Below are 16,851 nucleotides of genomic sequence, written 5' to 3' on the forward strand. Positions count from 1 at the left end.
ATCTCTTCCTTTGAGTGTGTGGTTGGCAGACCCGGCGCAGCCCATCTGGGCGTTCACGTGTGGAGCGGGGTATCACCCGCGCCGGCGTGCCCCCCACTCTACCGGAGGCGGGGCCGAACCAGAGGGTCGACGAGGTCAGGTGGCCGCCCGCGACGTGGCCGGCCCACCGGGAAAGGCCAGCTCAGCAGAGGGTACGGAAATGGGGACAGGGTGCACCCTGTCCCCATTTCACCAACCCCTGCTAGCAGACGTCGGGTGAGACCACCGTCAGCAGGTCGTCAGCCGGGCCGCCGACTCCGGGACCGCGCCGGTGCCGCCGAGGACGTAGACCGTGGACGCCCCGAGCCGCTGGATCTCGGCCACCGTGTCAGCAGTCAGGCAGCCACCGTTGGCCAGCAGCAGCGGAGCCACCCGCTTGGCCGCGCTCGGGGTGCCGGCCAGTGCGTCGGGGAAGTTGCTGCCCGTCGCGAGGAAGACCGCGTTCGCCGTCGGGAAGGTCGCCTTCGAGATGGCCACCGCCGTCGAGTAGCGGTTCGACCCCGCCAGCCGGACGGTGCCATGGGCGGCCGACATCACGGCCGGGCTGACGACACCGGTACCACCCAGCACGGTGCTCGAGGTCACCCCGAGCTTCGTCATGGCGGACTTCGTCGGCGCCGGCACATCGGTTGCCGTGACCAGGAGAAGCGGCACGCCCTTCGTGGCCGCGGCCACGGCACCTGCCAGCGCGTCGGGGTAGTTCGTCCCGTTCGCGATGTAGGCCTTGCCCGACGTGCCGAACGCGTACAACGCGACCTGGCCGGCGGTGTCGAACCGGTTGGCCCCCGCGAGGCGGACCACCGGTCCCGTCGTGTAGCCGTCAAGCTTCGTCGCGACGGCCGCCGAGACGGCACCCGTGCCGCCCAGGATGACGATGCGAGCCGGCTTGAGCCGGCCCAGCTCGCCTGCCACGACGCTGGGGATGGCGTTCTGGGCCACGAGGAGCACTGGCCCACCCTGCTTGTAGGCGGCTGGTCCACCCGCGAGCGCGTCGGCGAAGTTGCTACCGGTCGCGACGTAGGCCACCGGGACCCCGGCGCTCGGGAAGGTCGCCTTGGAGACCTGGACCGCCGTCCCGAACCGGTCGGACCCGGCATACCGCGTGACCGTCATGGCCGCAGTCCCCTTGACGAAGGACCACACCGGTGACGCGCTGAGCTTGGCATTGTTGGCGTCCAACGCCGTGACGCGCCAGTAGATCTTGCCGCTCGGCCAAGCGGGGAACGACATCCCGGGTGCCCAGGCAGGCTGGTCCGTGGTGACAGCCTCCAGGACGGTGCCGAAGCCCGAGTCGAGGCTGGCCTCGGCCTTGTAGCGAGCTGCGCCGGGCACGGGGTCCCACTGCAGGACGACGCGGTTGTCACTCACCTTGCCGCCGTTGGCCGGCAGCCGGAGCGTGACCGTGTTGCCGGCCACGACGAACGTCCGCAGTGCCCCCTCGGAGGTCCAGCGACCAGGCAGGCCCTTGGCATCGATCCAGCGCGCCCGCCAGCCGTAGGTCCCGGCAGCCAACGGGGTCTTGCCGATCACCGAGGTGCTGCTCGTCGTCAGCGTCGTCACCTTGGCGGAGGGGTCGACGGCCGTGCCGCTGTAGATCTCGACCTCGTAGGTCTTGGCGTAGGCCATCGGGGCCCAGGCGAGCGTCGGGGCGCTGGGGACCTGCGCCCCCGGAGCAGGGAGCGTGAGTGCCGGGGTCGGCGACGACTTCGTGAAGGCGAAGGCCGCGCAGGCCGGCTGCGGGCCATTGGCGACGGGTCCACAGCTGTAGGTCAGCGGGTTGCCCGTCTGGTCGTAGGCCCGGACCCGCCAGTACAGCGGGCCCTCCGGGTACGTGGTGGTCTGGGCCGTGTAACGGGTCTGGTCGATCATCGGGCTGGTCTCGATGATGTTCGTGAACTCCGCGGTCGTGGAGACCTGGACCTGGTAGCTCTCCGCCTCCTGGGTCACCCGGCCGGCTGCCGTGCCGTTGAACGGGTAGTTCGTCGCCAGGTAGTCCTCCCACTGGAAGGTCACCTCGTGCGCGACGGAGGCCCCACCGGCGGGCGAGATCGCCTTCACCGGCAGCGAGACCTTGCGGAACGCTCCGGCGTTCGAGAACACCGAGGGGTCGAAGGGTCCACACGATCCCTTGTTCACGCACGGACGGACGTACCAGTAGTAGGCCTGACCGGCCTGCGAGTCGGGCAGCGACTCGACAGGGGTCAACTCGGTGAACGATGTCTGCCAGTTCCACAGGACGTTCGTGAAGTTGGGGTCAGTGGCGAGGTAGACGTTGTAGAGCCCGATCTTCGGCAGGGGCTCCCAGTCGAGGGTCGGGGTGTCGTACTGCACGCACTGGGGTCCCGCCGCCGACCCCACACACGGGCTGGTCAGGGTGACGCTGGGCCACGTGGAGCTGATGGTGAAGCTCTGCAGACCGCTCTGGGCGATCGACTGGTTGGTTGCGTCGAGCGCCTCGACGAAGAAGTCGTAGGAGCCCGGGGTCAGGCTCACGGGCCAGCCGCCGCCCTGGCCGGTGTAGGCAAAGCCAGGCAACAGGGTCTTGGTGTGGGCCAGCACGAAGGAGTTCTCCCCCGCGACCGAGAACCACACGCGGTACGAGGCGGCACCGGTCAGGCCGTTCCACTGCATGGTGGGCGGACGCAGTCCGTCACTGGCGGTGAGCGCCACGACGCCGAGCGACGACTGGGCGGTCGGCTGCGTCAGGGTGAACGTGGGCCATCCGGACTGGAACGCGATCTTGCTCAGGTCGCCGTCGTCCTCCTGCGACTGCACGGTCCACGCCAGCTCGCCCTCGCACTTCATCGAGATGTTCTCGGGGACGTAGGAGGTGTTGTAGGTGATGGCAGTGACCGTGGCGCAGTCGGTGTCGGTGTTGCCCGGCGCCCGGGCGATGGTCACCTTGTAGTGGCTGATGTTGGGGACGGCCGTCCACTTCAGGACGGGCACCACCCCCGCGTAGCTCACGGACTGCGTCATGCCCGAAGGGTTGTACTGCATCCGCCAGACCTCGCTCCACACACCGAGGACGGTGGGCGTCGTGGCCGGCGCGTCGAGACCGCGGACCCGCCAGTAGGCCACGCCTCCCGGCGTCAGCTTGAACGGGACGGATGGGTTGCAGTAGGGCGGGCTCGGGTTGTTGGTGAAGGGGGTGACCCGCACGTAGGGCGTGACGGTGGTGTGGTCGGTGTAGCAGGTGGAGTACGTCCCCGCCGAGAAGTTGGCGTCAGGGCCGATCTGGAACTCGTAGTTGGAGGCCTCGCGCTGCGGCTGCCAGGTGAAGGTGGGCTCCTGGATGGTGTTCTCGCCGTTGACGGGCGAGACGAGCTTGACCTGGGCCCACTTGCCCGTCGTGCCGCTCGGCAACGACCCCACCGCGGGCCAGGCACGCGTGAACGTGCGCACCTGGGACCACTGGCTGGGCTCGGGCTTCGTGGCCGCGTTGAGCACGGCGCTCAGGCCGCGCACCCGCCAGTAGTACGCCCCGGCCGGGAGGGTGGGGCTGGGCGAGAACGCCGTGGAGTTGACCACTCGCGTGCCGCCGATGGGCGCGTTGAAGAACTGGTCGGGGCTGATCTGGAGCTCGTAGGAGTTGGCGCCGACGAGAGGGGCCCAGTCCAGGTTGATCTCCTCCACGTTCGCGCCGTCCGCGGGCGACGTGAGGGCGGGCATCTGCGCGCTGGGCCAGGTCATGCTGTAGGACCAGACCGACGACCAGTCCGTGGCCACACCGGTGGAGGACTTGCCCCGGACGCGCCAGTACCACGTGGTGTTGAAGGGCGGGTTGCTCGGCGTGAAGCTCGTGTTGGTCGTGGAGATCGGCGCGGGGGCCCCGACGAAGGCCGCGTCGTCGTCGACCTGCACCTCGTAGGTCTTGATGCCGGCCAAGACACTCCAGGACAGCACCAGCGAGTCGGTCGGGTACTTCAGCTGCGTGCCGTTGGCAGGCAGGAGGGGGGAGGGGATCGTGCCGGAGGTCTTGGTGAACGTCCCCGTCGAGTAGGGGCCGAATGCGCCCTTGGCGTCGGCCGCGCGCACCCGCCACCAGTACTGCCCGACGGGGAGGTCGTTGGGCGGCGTGGCCGCGGTGTTGGCCACCGTCACATTGAACTTCACCGCGGTGCTGGCGAAGTCGGACTGGCTCGCCACCTGCACCGAGTACCTGACTGCCCCCGTCGGCGCCGACCAGGTCAGCACCGGGTTGGTGGACCGCGCCGGCACGGCCCCGAGGACGGGCGCTCCCGGTGCCGCGGCGGCAGGCGCGGCCGCGGCCAGCCCTCCGACCAGCACCAGGACGAGCATGGTGATCAGGGCGCTCAAGCGTTGGCGCATGGTGTGGTCCTCTTCCCCGCGGGCGTACCGAGGCAGGGAGCACCGGTGCGGCCCCTGCCGCAGGCAGTGTCACAGCCACCCCAACGAGGCTGTGCCGTGTTGCGCGGTCGGGGGGCAAAAGGACACTTCACCACTCAGCCGTTCGGCCGATGGCGGTCGCGGCGCGCCACCGGCCACCGGCACCCGTGGAGCCTCGATAGGCTGGCGCCCGTGCAGAGCCCCGCAGCCGCCCCCTTGGCGGAGACGACCTTGGCGGAGACGACCCGATGAGCGGCGGCCTGTTCGCCCTGCTCGACGACATCGCCGTGCTGGCCAAGGCCGCCGCGGCCTCGGTCGACGACGTGGGCGCTGCGGCGAGCCGGGCCAGCGTCAAGGCGGCTGGTGTGATCGTCGACGACACGGCGGTGACGCCTCGGTACGTCGAGGGCCTCTCCCCCACGCGCGAGCTCCCGATCATCAAGAAGATCGCGATCGGCTCCCTGCGCAACAAGCTGCTGTTCATCCTGCCCGCGGCCATGCTGCTCAGCCAGTTCCTCCCCGTGGCGCTGACCCCGCTGCTGATGATCGGCGGCACGTTCCTCTGCTACGAGGGCGTCGAGAAGATCTGGGAACGCATCAGCGGCCACGGCGAGACCGCCGCCGACGCCGCTCACGAGCACGGCGAGGTCGCCGACGAGGACGACATCACCAGCGGCGCGATCCGCACCGACTTCATCCTGTCGGCCGAGATCATGGTCATCTCGCTCAACGAGGTGGCCGACGAGCCGTTCCTCAGCCGGGCCGTCATCCTCGTCGTCGTCGCCCTGGCCATCACCGTCCTCGTCTACGGCGTCGTCGCCCTCATCGTGAAGATGGACGACGTCGGCCTGCACCTGGCGGGGCGCAAGTCCGGGCTCAGCCGCAGCGTGGGCCGGGGCCTGGTCAGTGCCATGCCACGGCTGCTGAGCACCCTTTCGGTCGTCGGGGTGGCCGCGATGATCTGGGTCGGCGGCCACATCCTGCTCGTGGGGCTCGACGACCTCGGGCTGCACGCGCCGTACTCCTGGGTGCACCACGCCGAGGAGGCCGTCCACGACGCCACGGGCGCCGTGGGTGGCATCCTCGGCTGGCTCACCAACACGGTCGGCTCGGCGGTCCTCGGCCTCCTCGTGGGTGCGGTGGTCGTCGCGGTCATGCACGTCATACCGCGACGGGGCAGCAGCCACGACGGCGCCGGTCACGGCGGCGCCGCTCACGACGCACCTGCGGGCGACGAGGCCTGAGGCCGATGGCACCGACGGCCCGCGGCATCCTCGACTGGCAGCCGGCCGACCACCACCCCGACCTCCTGGCTCCGGCGGTCGCAGCCGCGGTCGGCGCCACGCCCTCGGCGAACGTCGCCCCCATCGACGCCACGCTCGCGGACACGGCCGCCTTCTGCGAGGCCTACGACGTCGCCCCCGAGCACTCGGCGAACTGTGTGGTCGTGGCCGGCAAGCGCGGCGGAGAGGTCCGGTACGCCGCGGTGATGGTGCTGGCCACCATGCGTGCCGACGTCAACGGCGTCGTGCGCAGGCACCTGGACGCCCGCAAGATCAGCTTCGCCCCCCACGACGACGCGGTCGCCCTCACGGGGATGGAGTTCGGGGGGATCACGCCCATCGGCCTCCCCGCCCACTGGCCCGTGCTCGTCGACGAGTCGGTCGTCGAAGCCGGGCTCGTGGTGGTGGGCTCCGGGATCCGCGGCAGCAAGGTGCTCGTCGACAGCGCGGACCTCGTCGCGCTGCCCACCGCGGAGGTGCTCCGGCTCGCCCTCTGAGCCACTCTCTTGAACGTGTTCAACTTGCCGTGCTACTGTCGGGACCTCGAAGTTGAACCCGTTCAAACAAGGAGCCTCCATGGACCTCGCGGTCGTCGCCTACGGCAGCTACCTCGTCATCGCCGTCCCTCTGATCATCTGGGTCGGTTCGACCCTCTCGCGCAACGGGCGGGTCTTCCTCGTCGACGTCTTCGACGGCAACGACGCGCTCGCCGACGCGGTCAACAAGCTCCTCGTCGTCGGCTTCTACCTGCTCAACCTCGGGGTCGTGGCGCTGTACCTGCGCGTCGACGACGACCTCGCCAACGCCCGCACGGTGGTCGAGGTGCTCAGCGTCAAGCTGGGTGTCGTCATGCTGATGCTCGGGGTCGTGCACCTTCTCAACGTCTACGTCTTCAGCAGGATCCGACGTCGCAGCCACCTGGACGCGCTGGCCACTCCCCCCGTGCCGCCGCAGGCGTACCTGCCGCCGCCGACCTACGGCCAGCCCTCCACCCAGCCGGCAGGCTGACCACGGTGAGGACCGTCCGGATCGCCCTGGCCGCCGCAGCCCTGTGGGCCGGTGGGCTGGTGGTCGCGGCCCTCGCGCTCCCGGCCTACACGGGGAGCTCCTTCACCGAGGACGCCAACGGCGAGGTGCACACGACCTCGACCACGGACACGTTCGTCCAGGCGAACGGGACCTGGGGGCTGGTCATCGCGAGCGTGCCGCTGGCCGCGTGCCTGGTGGTCGCGGTCCTGCTGCTCGGACCGGGCGGTCGGGCGACGCGCGTGGCGGCCGTGGTCGTGGTCGCCCTGCTCGGCGCCCTGACCGTGCTGGGCCTGCTCAGCATCGGCGTCTTCATCGCCCCTGTCACGGCCGCGCTGGGCCTGGCCGTCATCGTCGCCCTCAGCGGCCCTCCCCGCCAGGCGACGGCGTGAACCGGCTCCACCTCCTCTACGACGCGCAGTGCCCGATGTGCTCGCGGTTCCGCGAGTGGCTCGTGGCCCAGCCACACCGCATACCCCTCGACACGCTGCCGGCGGGGTCGGCGGCCGCCCGCGCGCTCCTCCCGGGCCTCGACCACGCCGCCACCCTCCGCGAGGTGACCGTCGTGGCCGACTCCGGCGAGGTCTGGACCGGGCACCATGCCTGGGTCATGTGCCTGTGGGCGACCGTCGAGCACCGCGACCTCGCCATGCGGCTCGCGACGCCCCTCGGGCTCCCGGTCGCCAGGGCGATGGCGTATGCCGCAGCCGGGCTCCGCTCGGCGCTCACCACACGGGTGGACCGGAGGCCGGCTGGAGGTGGCTACCCTGACGACTGTGACGGAGCCTGCCAACCGGTCTGAACGCGGCGAGCAGACCCGGTCCGCCATCGCGGCGGCTGCCCAGGAGCTGTTCCTCGAGCGCGGCTACGACAAGACGACCATGCGGGCCGTGGCCGACCGCGCCGGCGTCAGCATCGGCAACGCCTACTACTACTTCGCCTCGAAGGAACACCTCGTCCAGGCGTTCTACGACCAGATCCAGGTCTCGCACGCGGCGGCCGTCGAGCCCGCCCTGGCGGCGTCCACGGCCTTCGCCGACCGGTTGCGCGCCGTGCTGGAGGCCTGGGTGGACGTCGCCGAGCCGTTCCACGCGTTCGCCGGCAAGTTCTTCAAGGTGGCTGCCGAGCCGACCAGCCCGCTGTCACCGTTCAGCGACGAGTCCAAGGGAGCCCGCGAGACCAGCATCGGGCTGTTCCGCAGCGTCGTCGACGGGTCCGACGTCAAGGCGCCCGCCACGGTTCGCGCCGAGCTCCCCGAGCTGCTGTGGCTGCTGCAGATGGGGGTCGTCCTGTACTGGGTGCACGACTCCAGCGAGGGCCAGGCCAGGACCCGGCGCCTGGTGCGACAGGTCGTCCCGCTGGTCGACAAGCTCGTGCGGCTCAGCCGGCTGCCGGGCATGCGTGGTGTGGTCGGGGACGTCACCGACCTCGTCCGCAGCCTGCGGCACTGACCCCTGAGGGCGGTCGGTCAGCGGCCGGTGCGCTCGGCCAGGTCGGCGACGTGCGGCGACACCGCGGGATCCAGACCCAGCCCGAGGGCGAGGTAGGTCGCCGCGAAGTCCGTCGTGGCGATCTGCCCGGCGAGACGGACCAGCGGATGACCCGGCTGGGCCGTGACCTCGCTGACCCGCACCCCCGACTCACGCGCCCCCTCGACCACCGCGTCGGCCAGCCCTATCGACTCCGCCGCATCGCGGGTCATGGGGTCGGGCGGGGCATCGCGCAGCATCAGCAGGGACAGCCGCGTCGGCTCGGGGCCGTCGAGGTAGGGGTCGGCGAAGATGTCGTCGCCACGCGCCACCAGGTCGGGGCGGTTGGCGTAGGCGCTGGTGAACGGCCCGTCGAAGCAGGCCACGATCTGGGCGGCGGCATCGGGCAGCTCACCCCACGTCGCGGGGAGCCGTGCCGTGCGGGCCAGCATGGAGGCGGCCCGCCCCGCAGCCACGCCCGACAGGGGGCCGTCGCCCAGGACGACCGGGACCCCCTCGGCCAGGTCGGCGGCAAGCACCTTGGCCGGGTTGACGAACGACTCCGACGACGGGCGTGAGGCCTCGGCCACCTCGTCGAGCCGGTCGGCCGTGTCGTACAGCGCCTGCCGCCCCACGTCGACGATGCCGAGGTGGCCGGCGCTGAGCAGCACCGGGGCGAGCAACGACCACAGCGCGGTGCGCGAGGTGCTGCGCCCACGCCCGATGCCGATGTGGACCCCGCGAGCCTGGGCGGCCACGTCGGCCAGCGGCGAGTCCGACGCACCCACGGTGAGCAGCGAGGCACCACGGCGGGCAGCCTCTGCCGCGAGCGCGAGGGGCCCTGCAGCTCGACCTGACTGCGAGACCGCGATGACCAGGTCGAGGGGGCCGACCCATCCGGGCAGCGGGACGTTCCGGCGCACGGACACCGGCACGGGCGAGCCCGGCTCGGCGAGCAGCTCGAGGACGTCGCACACGACGGCGGAACCACCGAGCGAGGCGACCAGCACCGACCGGGGTCGCTCACCCCCGGCTACACGCTCGATGCCCGCCTCGGAGGCGAGTGCGATCGCCTCGCGGACCTGGGCACCGGCGGTCGCCAGACCCCGCAGGGTCTGCCGCGAGTCGAGCGCGGCGATGGCGTCCTCGCTGTCGATCCGGGACTCGTCGAGGTGCGGGGCCATGGTCTGGTGCTCCGGCAGCCGGCGTCAGGCCGGCTTACGGGCCTCGTCGACGAGGAGCACCGGGACACCCTCGTCGATGCGGTACTGGAGCCCGCAGTCGGCGCTGGTGCAGTGCAGCTCGGGGCCGGTCACGCCCTGTGCGTCGGCGAGCTCGGACCGGCAGGCCGGGCAGCGCAGGATGTCGCGCAACCACGGCTCGATCCGGGCGCCTTGCGTCGATGCCTCGGCCATCAGGCTTCTCCTCTCACCAGGGCAAGGACATCGTCCCGCACCTGCTCCATCGTGTCTGCATCGGCGGCCTCGACGTTGAGGCGCAGCAGCGGTTCGGTGTTGGACGCCCGCAGGTTGAGCCACCACATCGGGTCGCTCCCTGCACCGGCGTGCGTGGCGGTCAGCCCGTCGAGCTCGTCGATCTCGACTCCCTGACCGGCCGCCCACTCCCGCACGCGGGCCGTGGCGGCCGGGGCGTCGGCGACGGTCGAGTTGATCTCGCCGGACGCGGCATACCGGCTGTATGCCGCGGCGAGCCGGCTGAGCGGCTGGTCCTGCTCACCCAGGGCGGCGAGGACGTGCAGCGCCGCGAGCATGCCGGTGTCGGCGAACCAGAAGTCGCGGAAGTAGTAGTGTGCGCTGTGCTCACCGCCGAAGACGGCTCCCTCGCGCGCCATCTCCGCCTTGATGAACGAGTGGCCGACGCGGGTGCGGACGCCTCGCGCGCCCTGCTCGCCGATGATCTCGGGGACTGCCGCGGACGAGATCACGTTGTAGACGATGGCGACGTCGGAGGCGTCGGTGCCGCGGGCGACCTCCTTCGCCACCTCGCGGGTGGCGACGAGGGCGGTCACCGCGCTGGGGCTGACCGGCTCGCCGCGCTCGTCGATGACGAAGCAGCGGTCGGCGTCACCGTCGAAGGCCAGGCCGAGGTCGGCCCCGTGCTCGATCACCGCTGCCTGCAGGTCGCGCAGGTTGTCGGGCTCGAGCGGGTTGGCCTCGTGGTTGGGGAAGGTGCCGTCGAGCTCGAAGTAGAGCGGGACCACCTCGAGGGGCAGCGGCGGCAGACCCGCGTCGGTGCCGAGGACGGCCGGGACCGTGTGACCGCCCATGCCGTTGCCCGCGTCGACGACGACGCGCAGGGGGCGGCTGCCGGACAGGTCGACGAGGCCGCGCAGGAACGCCGCGTAGTCGGTGAGGACGTCGCGCTCGGTGATGCGGCCCTGGGTCACCCCGGCTGGTCCGGCACTGGTGCCCGAGTCGAGCAGCTCCTGGGCGAGGTCGCGAACGGTCGCCAGCCCCGAGTCCTGACCGACCGGGCGGGCGCCGGCCCGGCACAGCTTGATGCCGTTGTACTGGGCGGGGTTGTGCGACGCCGTGAACATCGCGCCCGGCAGGTCGAGGGCGCCGCTCGCGTAGTAGAGACCGTCGGTGCTGGCCAGCCCGATCAGGACGACATCGAGCCCCTGCTCCGTGACGCCGGCGGCAAAAGCCCTGGACAGCTCAGGCGACGACGGGCGCATGTCGTGCCCGATGACGACCCCCGTGCTGCCGTCGGGGGCGACGACGGCCTGGGCGAAGGCCGCGCCGAGCGCCCACGCGACGTCGACGTTGAGCTGCTCGGGAACGAGCCCGCGGACGTCATAGGCCTTGACGAACTCGGACAGCTGGGGCGCAGGCACGTCTGAAACCCTAGCGGTGGCCCGTTCGGACGAGGACACGGCTCGTCCCTTACGGCTGGACCGGCTTCGCCGGGTGGCTCCAGGCGGGCGCAGGGCGAATGCTGAACACAGCCTGCCCTCCACGCACCCCGAAGGATCCTCGATGTCCGCACTCGACAGCTCCCAGGACACGTCTGCGGCAGCGGTCCCTGCGGCCGACGCACCGTCGGGAGTCGACATCGGCCGCCTCGTCGGCGTCCCGATCATGGCTGGCCTCCTGGTCCTCAACGCGAACACCCTCTGGCACTCCGCCACACGCGACCAGGCCTGGGGCGCGCACCGAGTCAGCTCGGTGTTGGGCACAGTGCTGAGCGTGGGCTTCTATGCGCTGCTGGTGAGCGCGTTCCTGCGCCGGTCGCGGTCCAAGGCCACCCACCCGTCACCGGTCGCCGCCGTGGCTGCCCTCGTGGCGACGTGGCTGCCGTTCTCGATCGCGTTCCTCCCGCACGGCACGCCCTCGCTGGGGCTGCTGGTCGTCGCCGACGCCCTGCTCCTGGTGGGTTTGGGCTCCTCCATCTGGGCGATCCGCTACCTCGACCGCAGCTTCAGCATGTTGGCGCAGGCCAGGGCGGTGGTGCGCACCGGGCCGTATGGGCTGGTGCGCCACCCGCTGTACACCGGCGAGCTCGTCGCCTTCCTCGGGACGGTGCTGATCCGGCCCAGTGGTTGGGCCTTCGCCATCTGGGCGGTGATGATCGGGCTCCAGGTGTACCGGGCTCGCAACGAGGAGACCATCCTCGCCATGACCCTGGACGACTACGCCGACTACCAACGCGAGACCCCCCTCATCGTCCCGCGCGCTCTTCGACGGAGCCGGGTCCGCTAGCCGGCGGCCCGTGGCGGCGCGTCAGACGTCACGCAGGACGCGCAGGTGTCCGCGACGTGAGGTCTCGACGGCACCGGAGGCGGTCTCGGCAGCGGCGGGGGCGACCCGCGGGGGCGCAACGGGCTCGCCGAGGCGGGGCCGCCCGGCCTCGCGCACGGCGTTCGCGAGCGCCAGCAGGTCGTCGTGCGAGGGCTCCGGCTCGACGTACTCGCCGGACAGCCGCACGATCTCCCAGCCACGCGGGGCGGTCAGGCCCTCGGCATGGTCGCCGCACAGGTCGTAGGTGTGCGGCTCGGCATACGTCGCGAGGGGGCCAACCACCGCCGTCTGGTCGCGGTAGACGTAGGTGAGTGTGGCGATGGCGACCTTGGGGCATGCGGTGCGCGAACACCGCCTCGACAGACTCACGCGGTGGACTCTATGTCAGCGCGGGGCAGCGACTCGCTCGGCACGCCGTAGCATGACGGCGTGACTTCGGCAGGCCCCTCGGGCGGTGGGACGGCAGGGCCCGGTCGCCGCGCCGCACCGCGTCGCGACCGCCGGGGCCGAGGCGTCCGGGGGCCGCTCGCCTGGCCCGCCGTACCGGCCATGGCCTCACGCCGGCAGCAGTTCGACGACCTGGTGCTCGACAGTGCGGCCCGACTCGAGGGGCGGGTCGGGCCACGCCTGGCCGAGGTCGAGTTCGCCGTGGAGGACGTCCCCTCGACCGACCCGGCCCCGTGGGAGCACGAGGGGGTGCCGCTCGGGCGCGCCTTCCCGTCGGTGGGCCGCAACCAACCCGCGCGGATCGTGATCTACCGCAGGCCGATCGAGAACCGCTCGCAGGACCAGCGCGAGCTGACGGCGGTGGTGCAGGACGTCGTCGTCGAGCAGGTGGCGGCCCTGTTCGGGCTGAACCCGAGCGACCTCGACCCGCGGTACGACGCCGGCGACTGAGGGACTCGATCGCGCGGACGCCTTCGCCGTGAGACGGTGCCGCCAGCCTCAGCGACGGACCTCGCGCAGCCCGACGCTGCTGGTGCGCAGCGGTGCGTCGAGCAGGGGCGTGGCCGTGATGACGGTCCCGGTCCGGTCGTTGAGCCACGAGACGACCCCGCCGCGCAGCGCGCCACTGCCGTCGGCGCGCTGCACCCACACCGACTGGGTGCCGCTGACGACGACGCGCAGCGTGCTGTCGGCGGGGATCGTCACGCGCTCGGACTGTGCGGTGCCGTCGGCCTTGACCGTGACGACCTGGACGTCCGCGGGCGCGCCCGTCGCCGACAGCTCGAGCCAGCGGCTGACCACGGTGCCGCGGGGGATGCCGGCCGGGTCGGTGAGCGGCATGCCGGCCACGCCGCTGATCGGCGCGGTCGACGGGCTCCACGCGAAGTCACTCGGCTTGCCCGCGCCACCGCGGCTCACGAGCGCAGCCGCGACGACGGGTCGGTCGGCGCGCACCTGGATGCCCGACGCACCCGGCGCCAGCCCCGAGATGTCGATGTCGCGGACCGTCCCGCCCTCGACCCGCGTCACGCCGCCGGTCGGCAGTGCGCGTGGCCCGCTGCGGGTGAGCACCCTGGCCTGCACGACGGCTTCGTCGTCGCCGGGGACGACGACCCGCAGGACACCGGGGCCACCACCCTCGACGGCGGGGACCACCTGGTCGCGGGAAGCGGGCGCGGAGGCCGAGGCGTCGTCGACGCCGGCCGCTCGGGTGCCGTCGAGCCAGCGGTCGCCGACGACAGCGGTGACGACGCCACCTTGGGCGACCACGTGGACGGCGGGCGAGGCGACGGTGCTGGAGATCGCGTCGAGCAGCAGTGCGGTGCGACCGTGGGCCGGGACCACCACGCCCTTGCCGGTTGTCGACGGCACGGGTCCGTCGGGTCCGTGCACCGTCACGTCGACGGTGACGGCGTTGCCGCCCGGGTTGGTCAGGATGAGGCGCTCCTGGCGCCCGGGAGCCCCGCCGCCGGCGAGGACCCACTGGTCGGCGGCCGAGCCCGAGCAGGGAACCGAGCTGAGCGACCTCAGGTCGCCCGACGCGACGAACGAGGTCTGCACGGCGGCGAGTCCCGGTGCAAGGGACTGGGTGGCGCTGGCGAGCCACGACTCTGCCCTGGCGACCTGCACGGTGGCCACGGCACCACGGGTGGTGACGACCGGGGAGTCACCACCACGGGGCAGCCGCGCGAGGCGCACCTCTCCCGGCTCGGACACGGGGGTGGTGCCGACGAGTGCCGTGCGGGGCGCCGCGGCGGCCGCGATGGTCACACCGCCTGACACGTCGTCGAGCCCGGACACGCCCTTGAGCTCGGGACCCGGGCAGGCCAGGGCCGCACCGCGGGCGGCTCCGGTGGTGGCGACACTCGCACCACGGCTGGCCGACTTGCCGCCGACCGCCACGGCGTCGGGCAGCGAGGCGGCTCCGACGACCAGACCCACACCCGCACCGAGGACGAGGGTGGCGCGGGCGATTCCCGCGACGGGAGCGTTGACCAGGCGCTTCACGATGCCCTCCTCGAGGCGCGGTTGCCGAAGGGGAGCGCCAGGAAGAGGCACAGCAGCAGCGCCACGGCCTGGGCGTAGCGCCAGCCGGGCGCGGTGGGCAGGACGTCGACCGCGAGCCTGACCTGCCCTGCCGGGACGGGGTAGGTCGCGCCGTCACCGGACGGCGCGAGGATGCGTCCGTTCGCGGTGACCCTGCCGTGCCTGACCCACTCCGGCGGCTCGGCGAGGACCAGGGACGTCCCCACCGGCGCGATCACCGTGGCATCGAGCCGGGAGTGGTCCCCGGCGACCGGGAGGACCTGTCCGCTCGCCGCGGACCTGGCGGTGACGAGGCGGGCCCGGGACGGGGCGAGGGCCTCGTCGCCGGTGCCGCCCCCGGCGAGGACCCGCCAGAAGATCACGCCCTCGTGGTCGCCGAGCCGGCTCAGCCCGGCCGTCGAGTCAAGGGTGCGGACGCGGGGATCCGAGGCGGGGACGCGCAGCCCCACGAAGCCCACGGCCTGCGTCGACAGGTCGCGGGCGGGGTGAAGCTCGCCGGGCGCGGCGCCTGAAGCGAACAGCGCCGCGACGGCCTCGGCGAGCGCGGCCGAGGGTGCCTGGGCGCCGGGCAGGGCGCGTGCGACCGCTGCCGGCTCGCGACCGACCAGCTCGTAGCTCAGGCCCTCGCCGTCGGGTGCCATCAGCAGCATGCGGTTGCCGAGGCCCGACTCGGCCTGGTCGATGGCCACCGCGGGACGCGGGTCGGACCACGCCCCCAGCGTCGATCCCAGCGACTGCCACGCCGTGAACCCGGCCCCGGCGAGCACCGCCGCCGTCGCGAGGACGGCCATCGGCCAGCCGAGGACGGCCAGCACCCCGCGGGGCCTGCGGCTCAGCCTCAGTCCGTCGGCACCCCGGAGGGCGGAGGCCAGCAGCGCGAGGGCCGCCACGAGGACGCCGGTGCCGGCCCAGGCGGTGATCGGCGCTCCGGCGTGCGCGTCACCTGCGGGGACGACGCCCAGCTGCAGTCGGGGGGCAGCGATCGCCGCAGCCGTGCCCAGCAGGGCGAGCAGCCCGAGCAGGGCGCTGCCGGCCCAGCCCCGCGCGGGACGCACCAGCCCGAGGACCCCGGCGGCCACGACGACGGCCCCGAGCATGACGGGGGTGGAGCCGGGGCCGCCGGGGTGGAGCAGCGCGATCTGCCACGGTTCGGCCTGGGCTTCGCCCCAGACGGACAGGCCGGGGCCGGTCAGCAGCTGTGCCGGGTCACCGACGAAGGTCTCGAGCCAGGGACCGAGGAGCACGATGGGCCCGATCGCCAGAGCCAGGCCGCGCCAGCGCACCGGGCCGCGACCGACCAACAGGAGCGCCAGCCCGGTGACGCCCACAGGGGCGAGCAGCACCGGGACGAAGGACGCGAGGACCGCCGCAGCGAGGACGGTGGCGGCGGTGCCCGTGGTCGAGCCACGGCGCCGTGCGGCGAGGACGCAGCCTGCCGCCACCAGCGGCAGCAGCACCGCGGCGACGACGCCTGCCAGTCGGCCGCCCGCGGCGGCGCTGGTCAGGGCCGCCGTCGTGGCCCACGCCAGTGCGGCGAGCGCCCGCGGCCACCGAGCGTGCGTGATGACCCGCGCGCCGAGGTATGCCGTGAGCGTGGCCAGCGGGATGGCCAACCCCACGAGGACGGCCACGGCCGCACCGAGGGGCGAGTCGGGAGTGCCGAGCAGCGGCAGGTGCGAGACGAGCCAGGACAGCGCGGCGAGGACCGTGAGCGCCGGGCTCTGCTCACCGGCCGCTCCGAACCCGGCGCCGTGCCAACCGTCCCACCAGGCGTGCCAGGTCGAGGACGGGTCGGCACGAACTCCGGTCAGCTCGCCGCCCGTGAGCCCGTGGTGGAACCGCTCCAACGCCGTGCCCCCCAGGTCCCGCGAGGCCGACGCGGCGACGACGACGCTCGTGAGGGTGACGAGGAGGCCGGGGTTGCGGGCAGCTCGCGACGCCCAGGTGGCACCCAGGATGTTGAGGTCCTCGGCGTCGTCGGCCACCGGGCCCGACTCGACGGCCTGGACAGAGGTGCGGGGGGTGGCCGCGGACTCGACGGTGACCTGGTCGTGGATGAGGTCGCCGGTGTGACGCAGGACGGTGGCCGGGCGCACGAACAACCCCGCGAGGTCGCGGCGTCGCACCCGGCGTCGACCGCGCGACCCCCAGCGGGCGCGGGTGATCCGGCCCGGGGTCAGCAGGGCACCCAGGTCGGCGAGCTCTGCCCACGCGGCCCGCGGGCGCTTGGCGAGCAGCAGGGCGGCTCCGGCGACCACGCTGGAGACGGCGATCCAGGCCGCGAGGAACGGCAGCGCCCACCCGGCACAGCGGGCCAGCGCGACGCGCCGGGTCTGCCGTCGGCGGGCGCCGGCGGTGCGCCGCGCCGCCGCACCCGACGTAGCGGGGAGCGAACGGGAACGGTTCGTTGGTCGATGTCACCGACTGGCT

General features: G+C 72.7%; 15 protein-coding genes. 8 read left to right on the forward strand and 7 right to left on the reverse strand.

Features of this window, described 5'->3' with window-relative positions; all coding sequences use genetic code 11:
- Positions 1-267 precede the first annotated feature (267 nt).
- Positions 268-4,371, reverse strand: coding sequence for a cell wall-binding repeat-containing protein (locus AC1DV7_RS06415; RefSeq protein ID WP_477595720.1), 4,104 nt, complete (start codon positions 4,369-4,371; stop codon positions 268-270).
- A 266-nt stretch (positions 4,372-4,637) separates the two neighbouring features.
- On the opposite strand from AC1DV7_RS06415, the gene AC1DV7_RS06420 reads away from it, so the two are divergent.
- The 6 genes from AC1DV7_RS06420 (at position 4,638) to AC1DV7_RS06445 (ending at position 8,149) form a co-directional block, all read left to right on the forward strand.
- Positions 4,638-5,633 carry a DUF808 domain-containing protein gene (locus tag AC1DV7_RS06420; RefSeq protein WP_477595722.1) on the forward strand — a complete coding sequence of 332 codons (996 nt, stop codon included), beginning with the start codon at positions 4,638-4,640 and terminating at the stop codon, positions 5,631-5,633.
- A gap of 5 nt (positions 5,634-5,638) precedes the next feature.
- On the forward strand, positions 5,639-6,169 hold the full coding sequence (locus tag AC1DV7_RS06425; RefSeq protein WP_477595724.1) for a YbaK/EbsC family protein: 531 nt from the start codon (positions 5,639-5,641) through the stop codon (positions 6,167-6,169).
- A 79-nt stretch (positions 6,170-6,248) separates the two neighbouring features.
- A complete protein-coding gene (locus tag AC1DV7_RS06430; RefSeq protein WP_477595726.1) occupies positions 6,249-6,680 on the forward strand; it encodes a hypothetical protein in 432 nt (143 codons plus the stop codon).
- Between the two features lie 5 nt (positions 6,681-6,685).
- Positions 6,686-7,090 carry a hypothetical protein gene (locus AC1DV7_RS06435; protein ID WP_477595728.1) on the forward strand — a complete coding sequence of 135 codons (405 nt, stop codon included), beginning with the start codon at positions 6,686-6,688 and terminating at the stop codon, positions 7,088-7,090.
- Positions 7,087-7,500 carry a DCC1-like thiol-disulfide oxidoreductase family protein gene (locus AC1DV7_RS06440; protein ID WP_477595730.1) on the forward strand — a complete coding sequence of 138 codons (414 nt, stop codon included), beginning with the start codon at positions 7,087-7,089 and terminating at the stop codon, positions 7,498-7,500. The genes AC1DV7_RS06435 and AC1DV7_RS06440 overlap by 4 nt, the downstream gene beginning before the upstream one ends.
- Positions 7,475-8,149 (forward strand): TetR/AcrR family transcriptional regulator, encoded by a 675-nt coding sequence (locus AC1DV7_RS06445; protein WP_477595732.1) that lies wholly within the window; start codon positions 7,475-7,477, stop codon positions 8,147-8,149. Before AC1DV7_RS06440 ends, AC1DV7_RS06445 begins: the two co-directional genes overlap by 26 nt.
- A 17-nt stretch (positions 8,150-8,166) precedes the next feature.
- Here the strand turns inward: AC1DV7_RS06445 and AC1DV7_RS06450 are convergent, their stop codons facing one another.
- From AC1DV7_RS06450 to AC1DV7_RS06460, 3 genes are read right to left on the reverse strand one after another with little or no spacing between them, the layout of a single operon-like run.
- Positions 8,167-9,351: an SIS domain-containing protein gene (locus tag AC1DV7_RS06450; RefSeq protein WP_477595734.1), complete on the reverse strand. Its 1,185-nt coding sequence runs from the start codon at positions 9,349-9,351 to the stop codon at positions 8,167-8,169.
- Between the two features lie 24 nt (positions 9,352-9,375).
- On the reverse strand, positions 9,376-9,582 hold the full coding sequence (locus AC1DV7_RS06455) for a Trm112 family protein (protein WP_477595736.1): 207 nt from the start codon (positions 9,580-9,582) through the stop codon (positions 9,376-9,378).
- Positions 9,582-11,024 carry a phosphomannomutase/phosphoglucomutase gene (locus AC1DV7_RS06460; RefSeq protein ID WP_477595738.1) on the reverse strand — a complete coding sequence of 481 codons (1,443 nt, stop codon included), beginning with the start codon at positions 11,022-11,024 and terminating at the stop codon, positions 9,582-9,584. The genes AC1DV7_RS06455 and AC1DV7_RS06460 overlap by 1 nt, the downstream gene beginning before the upstream one ends.
- A 142-nt stretch (positions 11,025-11,166) precedes the next feature.
- Between AC1DV7_RS06460 and AC1DV7_RS06465 the strand changes: the two genes are divergently transcribed.
- The gene (locus tag AC1DV7_RS06465; protein WP_477595740.1) at positions 11,167-11,889 is read left to right on the forward strand and encodes a methyltransferase family protein; all 723 of its coding nucleotides are present in this window, start codon (positions 11,167-11,169) and stop codon (positions 11,887-11,889) included.
- A 21-nt stretch (positions 11,890-11,910) separates the two neighbouring features.
- Here the strand turns inward: AC1DV7_RS06465 and AC1DV7_RS06470 are convergent, their stop codons facing one another.
- Complete coding sequence (locus AC1DV7_RS06470; protein ID WP_477595742.1) at positions 11,911-12,297, reverse strand: DUF3499 domain-containing protein; 387 nt, start codon at positions 12,295-12,297, stop codon at positions 11,911-11,913.
- Between the two features lie 60 nt (positions 12,298-12,357).
- Here AC1DV7_RS06470 and AC1DV7_RS06475 point away from each other — a divergent pair, with 60 nt between their 5' ends.
- Positions 12,358-12,825: a metallopeptidase family protein gene (locus AC1DV7_RS06475; RefSeq protein WP_477595744.1), complete on the forward strand. Its 468-nt coding sequence runs from the start codon at positions 12,358-12,360 to the stop codon at positions 12,823-12,825.
- A 48-nt stretch (positions 12,826-12,873) separates the two neighbouring features.
- On the opposite strand, the gene AC1DV7_RS06480 is transcribed toward AC1DV7_RS06475, so the two are convergent.
- Positions 12,874-14,382 carry a DUF5719 family protein gene (locus AC1DV7_RS06480; protein WP_477595746.1) on the reverse strand — a complete coding sequence of 503 codons (1,509 nt, stop codon included), beginning with the start codon at positions 14,380-14,382 and terminating at the stop codon, positions 12,874-12,876.
- Positions 14,379-16,679 (reverse strand): hypothetical protein, encoded by a 2,301-nt coding sequence (locus AC1DV7_RS06485; protein ID WP_477595748.1) that lies wholly within the window; start codon positions 16,677-16,679, stop codon positions 14,379-14,381. Before AC1DV7_RS06485 ends, AC1DV7_RS06480 begins: the two co-directional genes overlap by 4 nt.
- Between the last annotated feature and the right edge of the window lie 172 nt (positions 16,680-16,851).

The organism is Pedococcus sp. P2_E4, assembly GCF_056403935.1.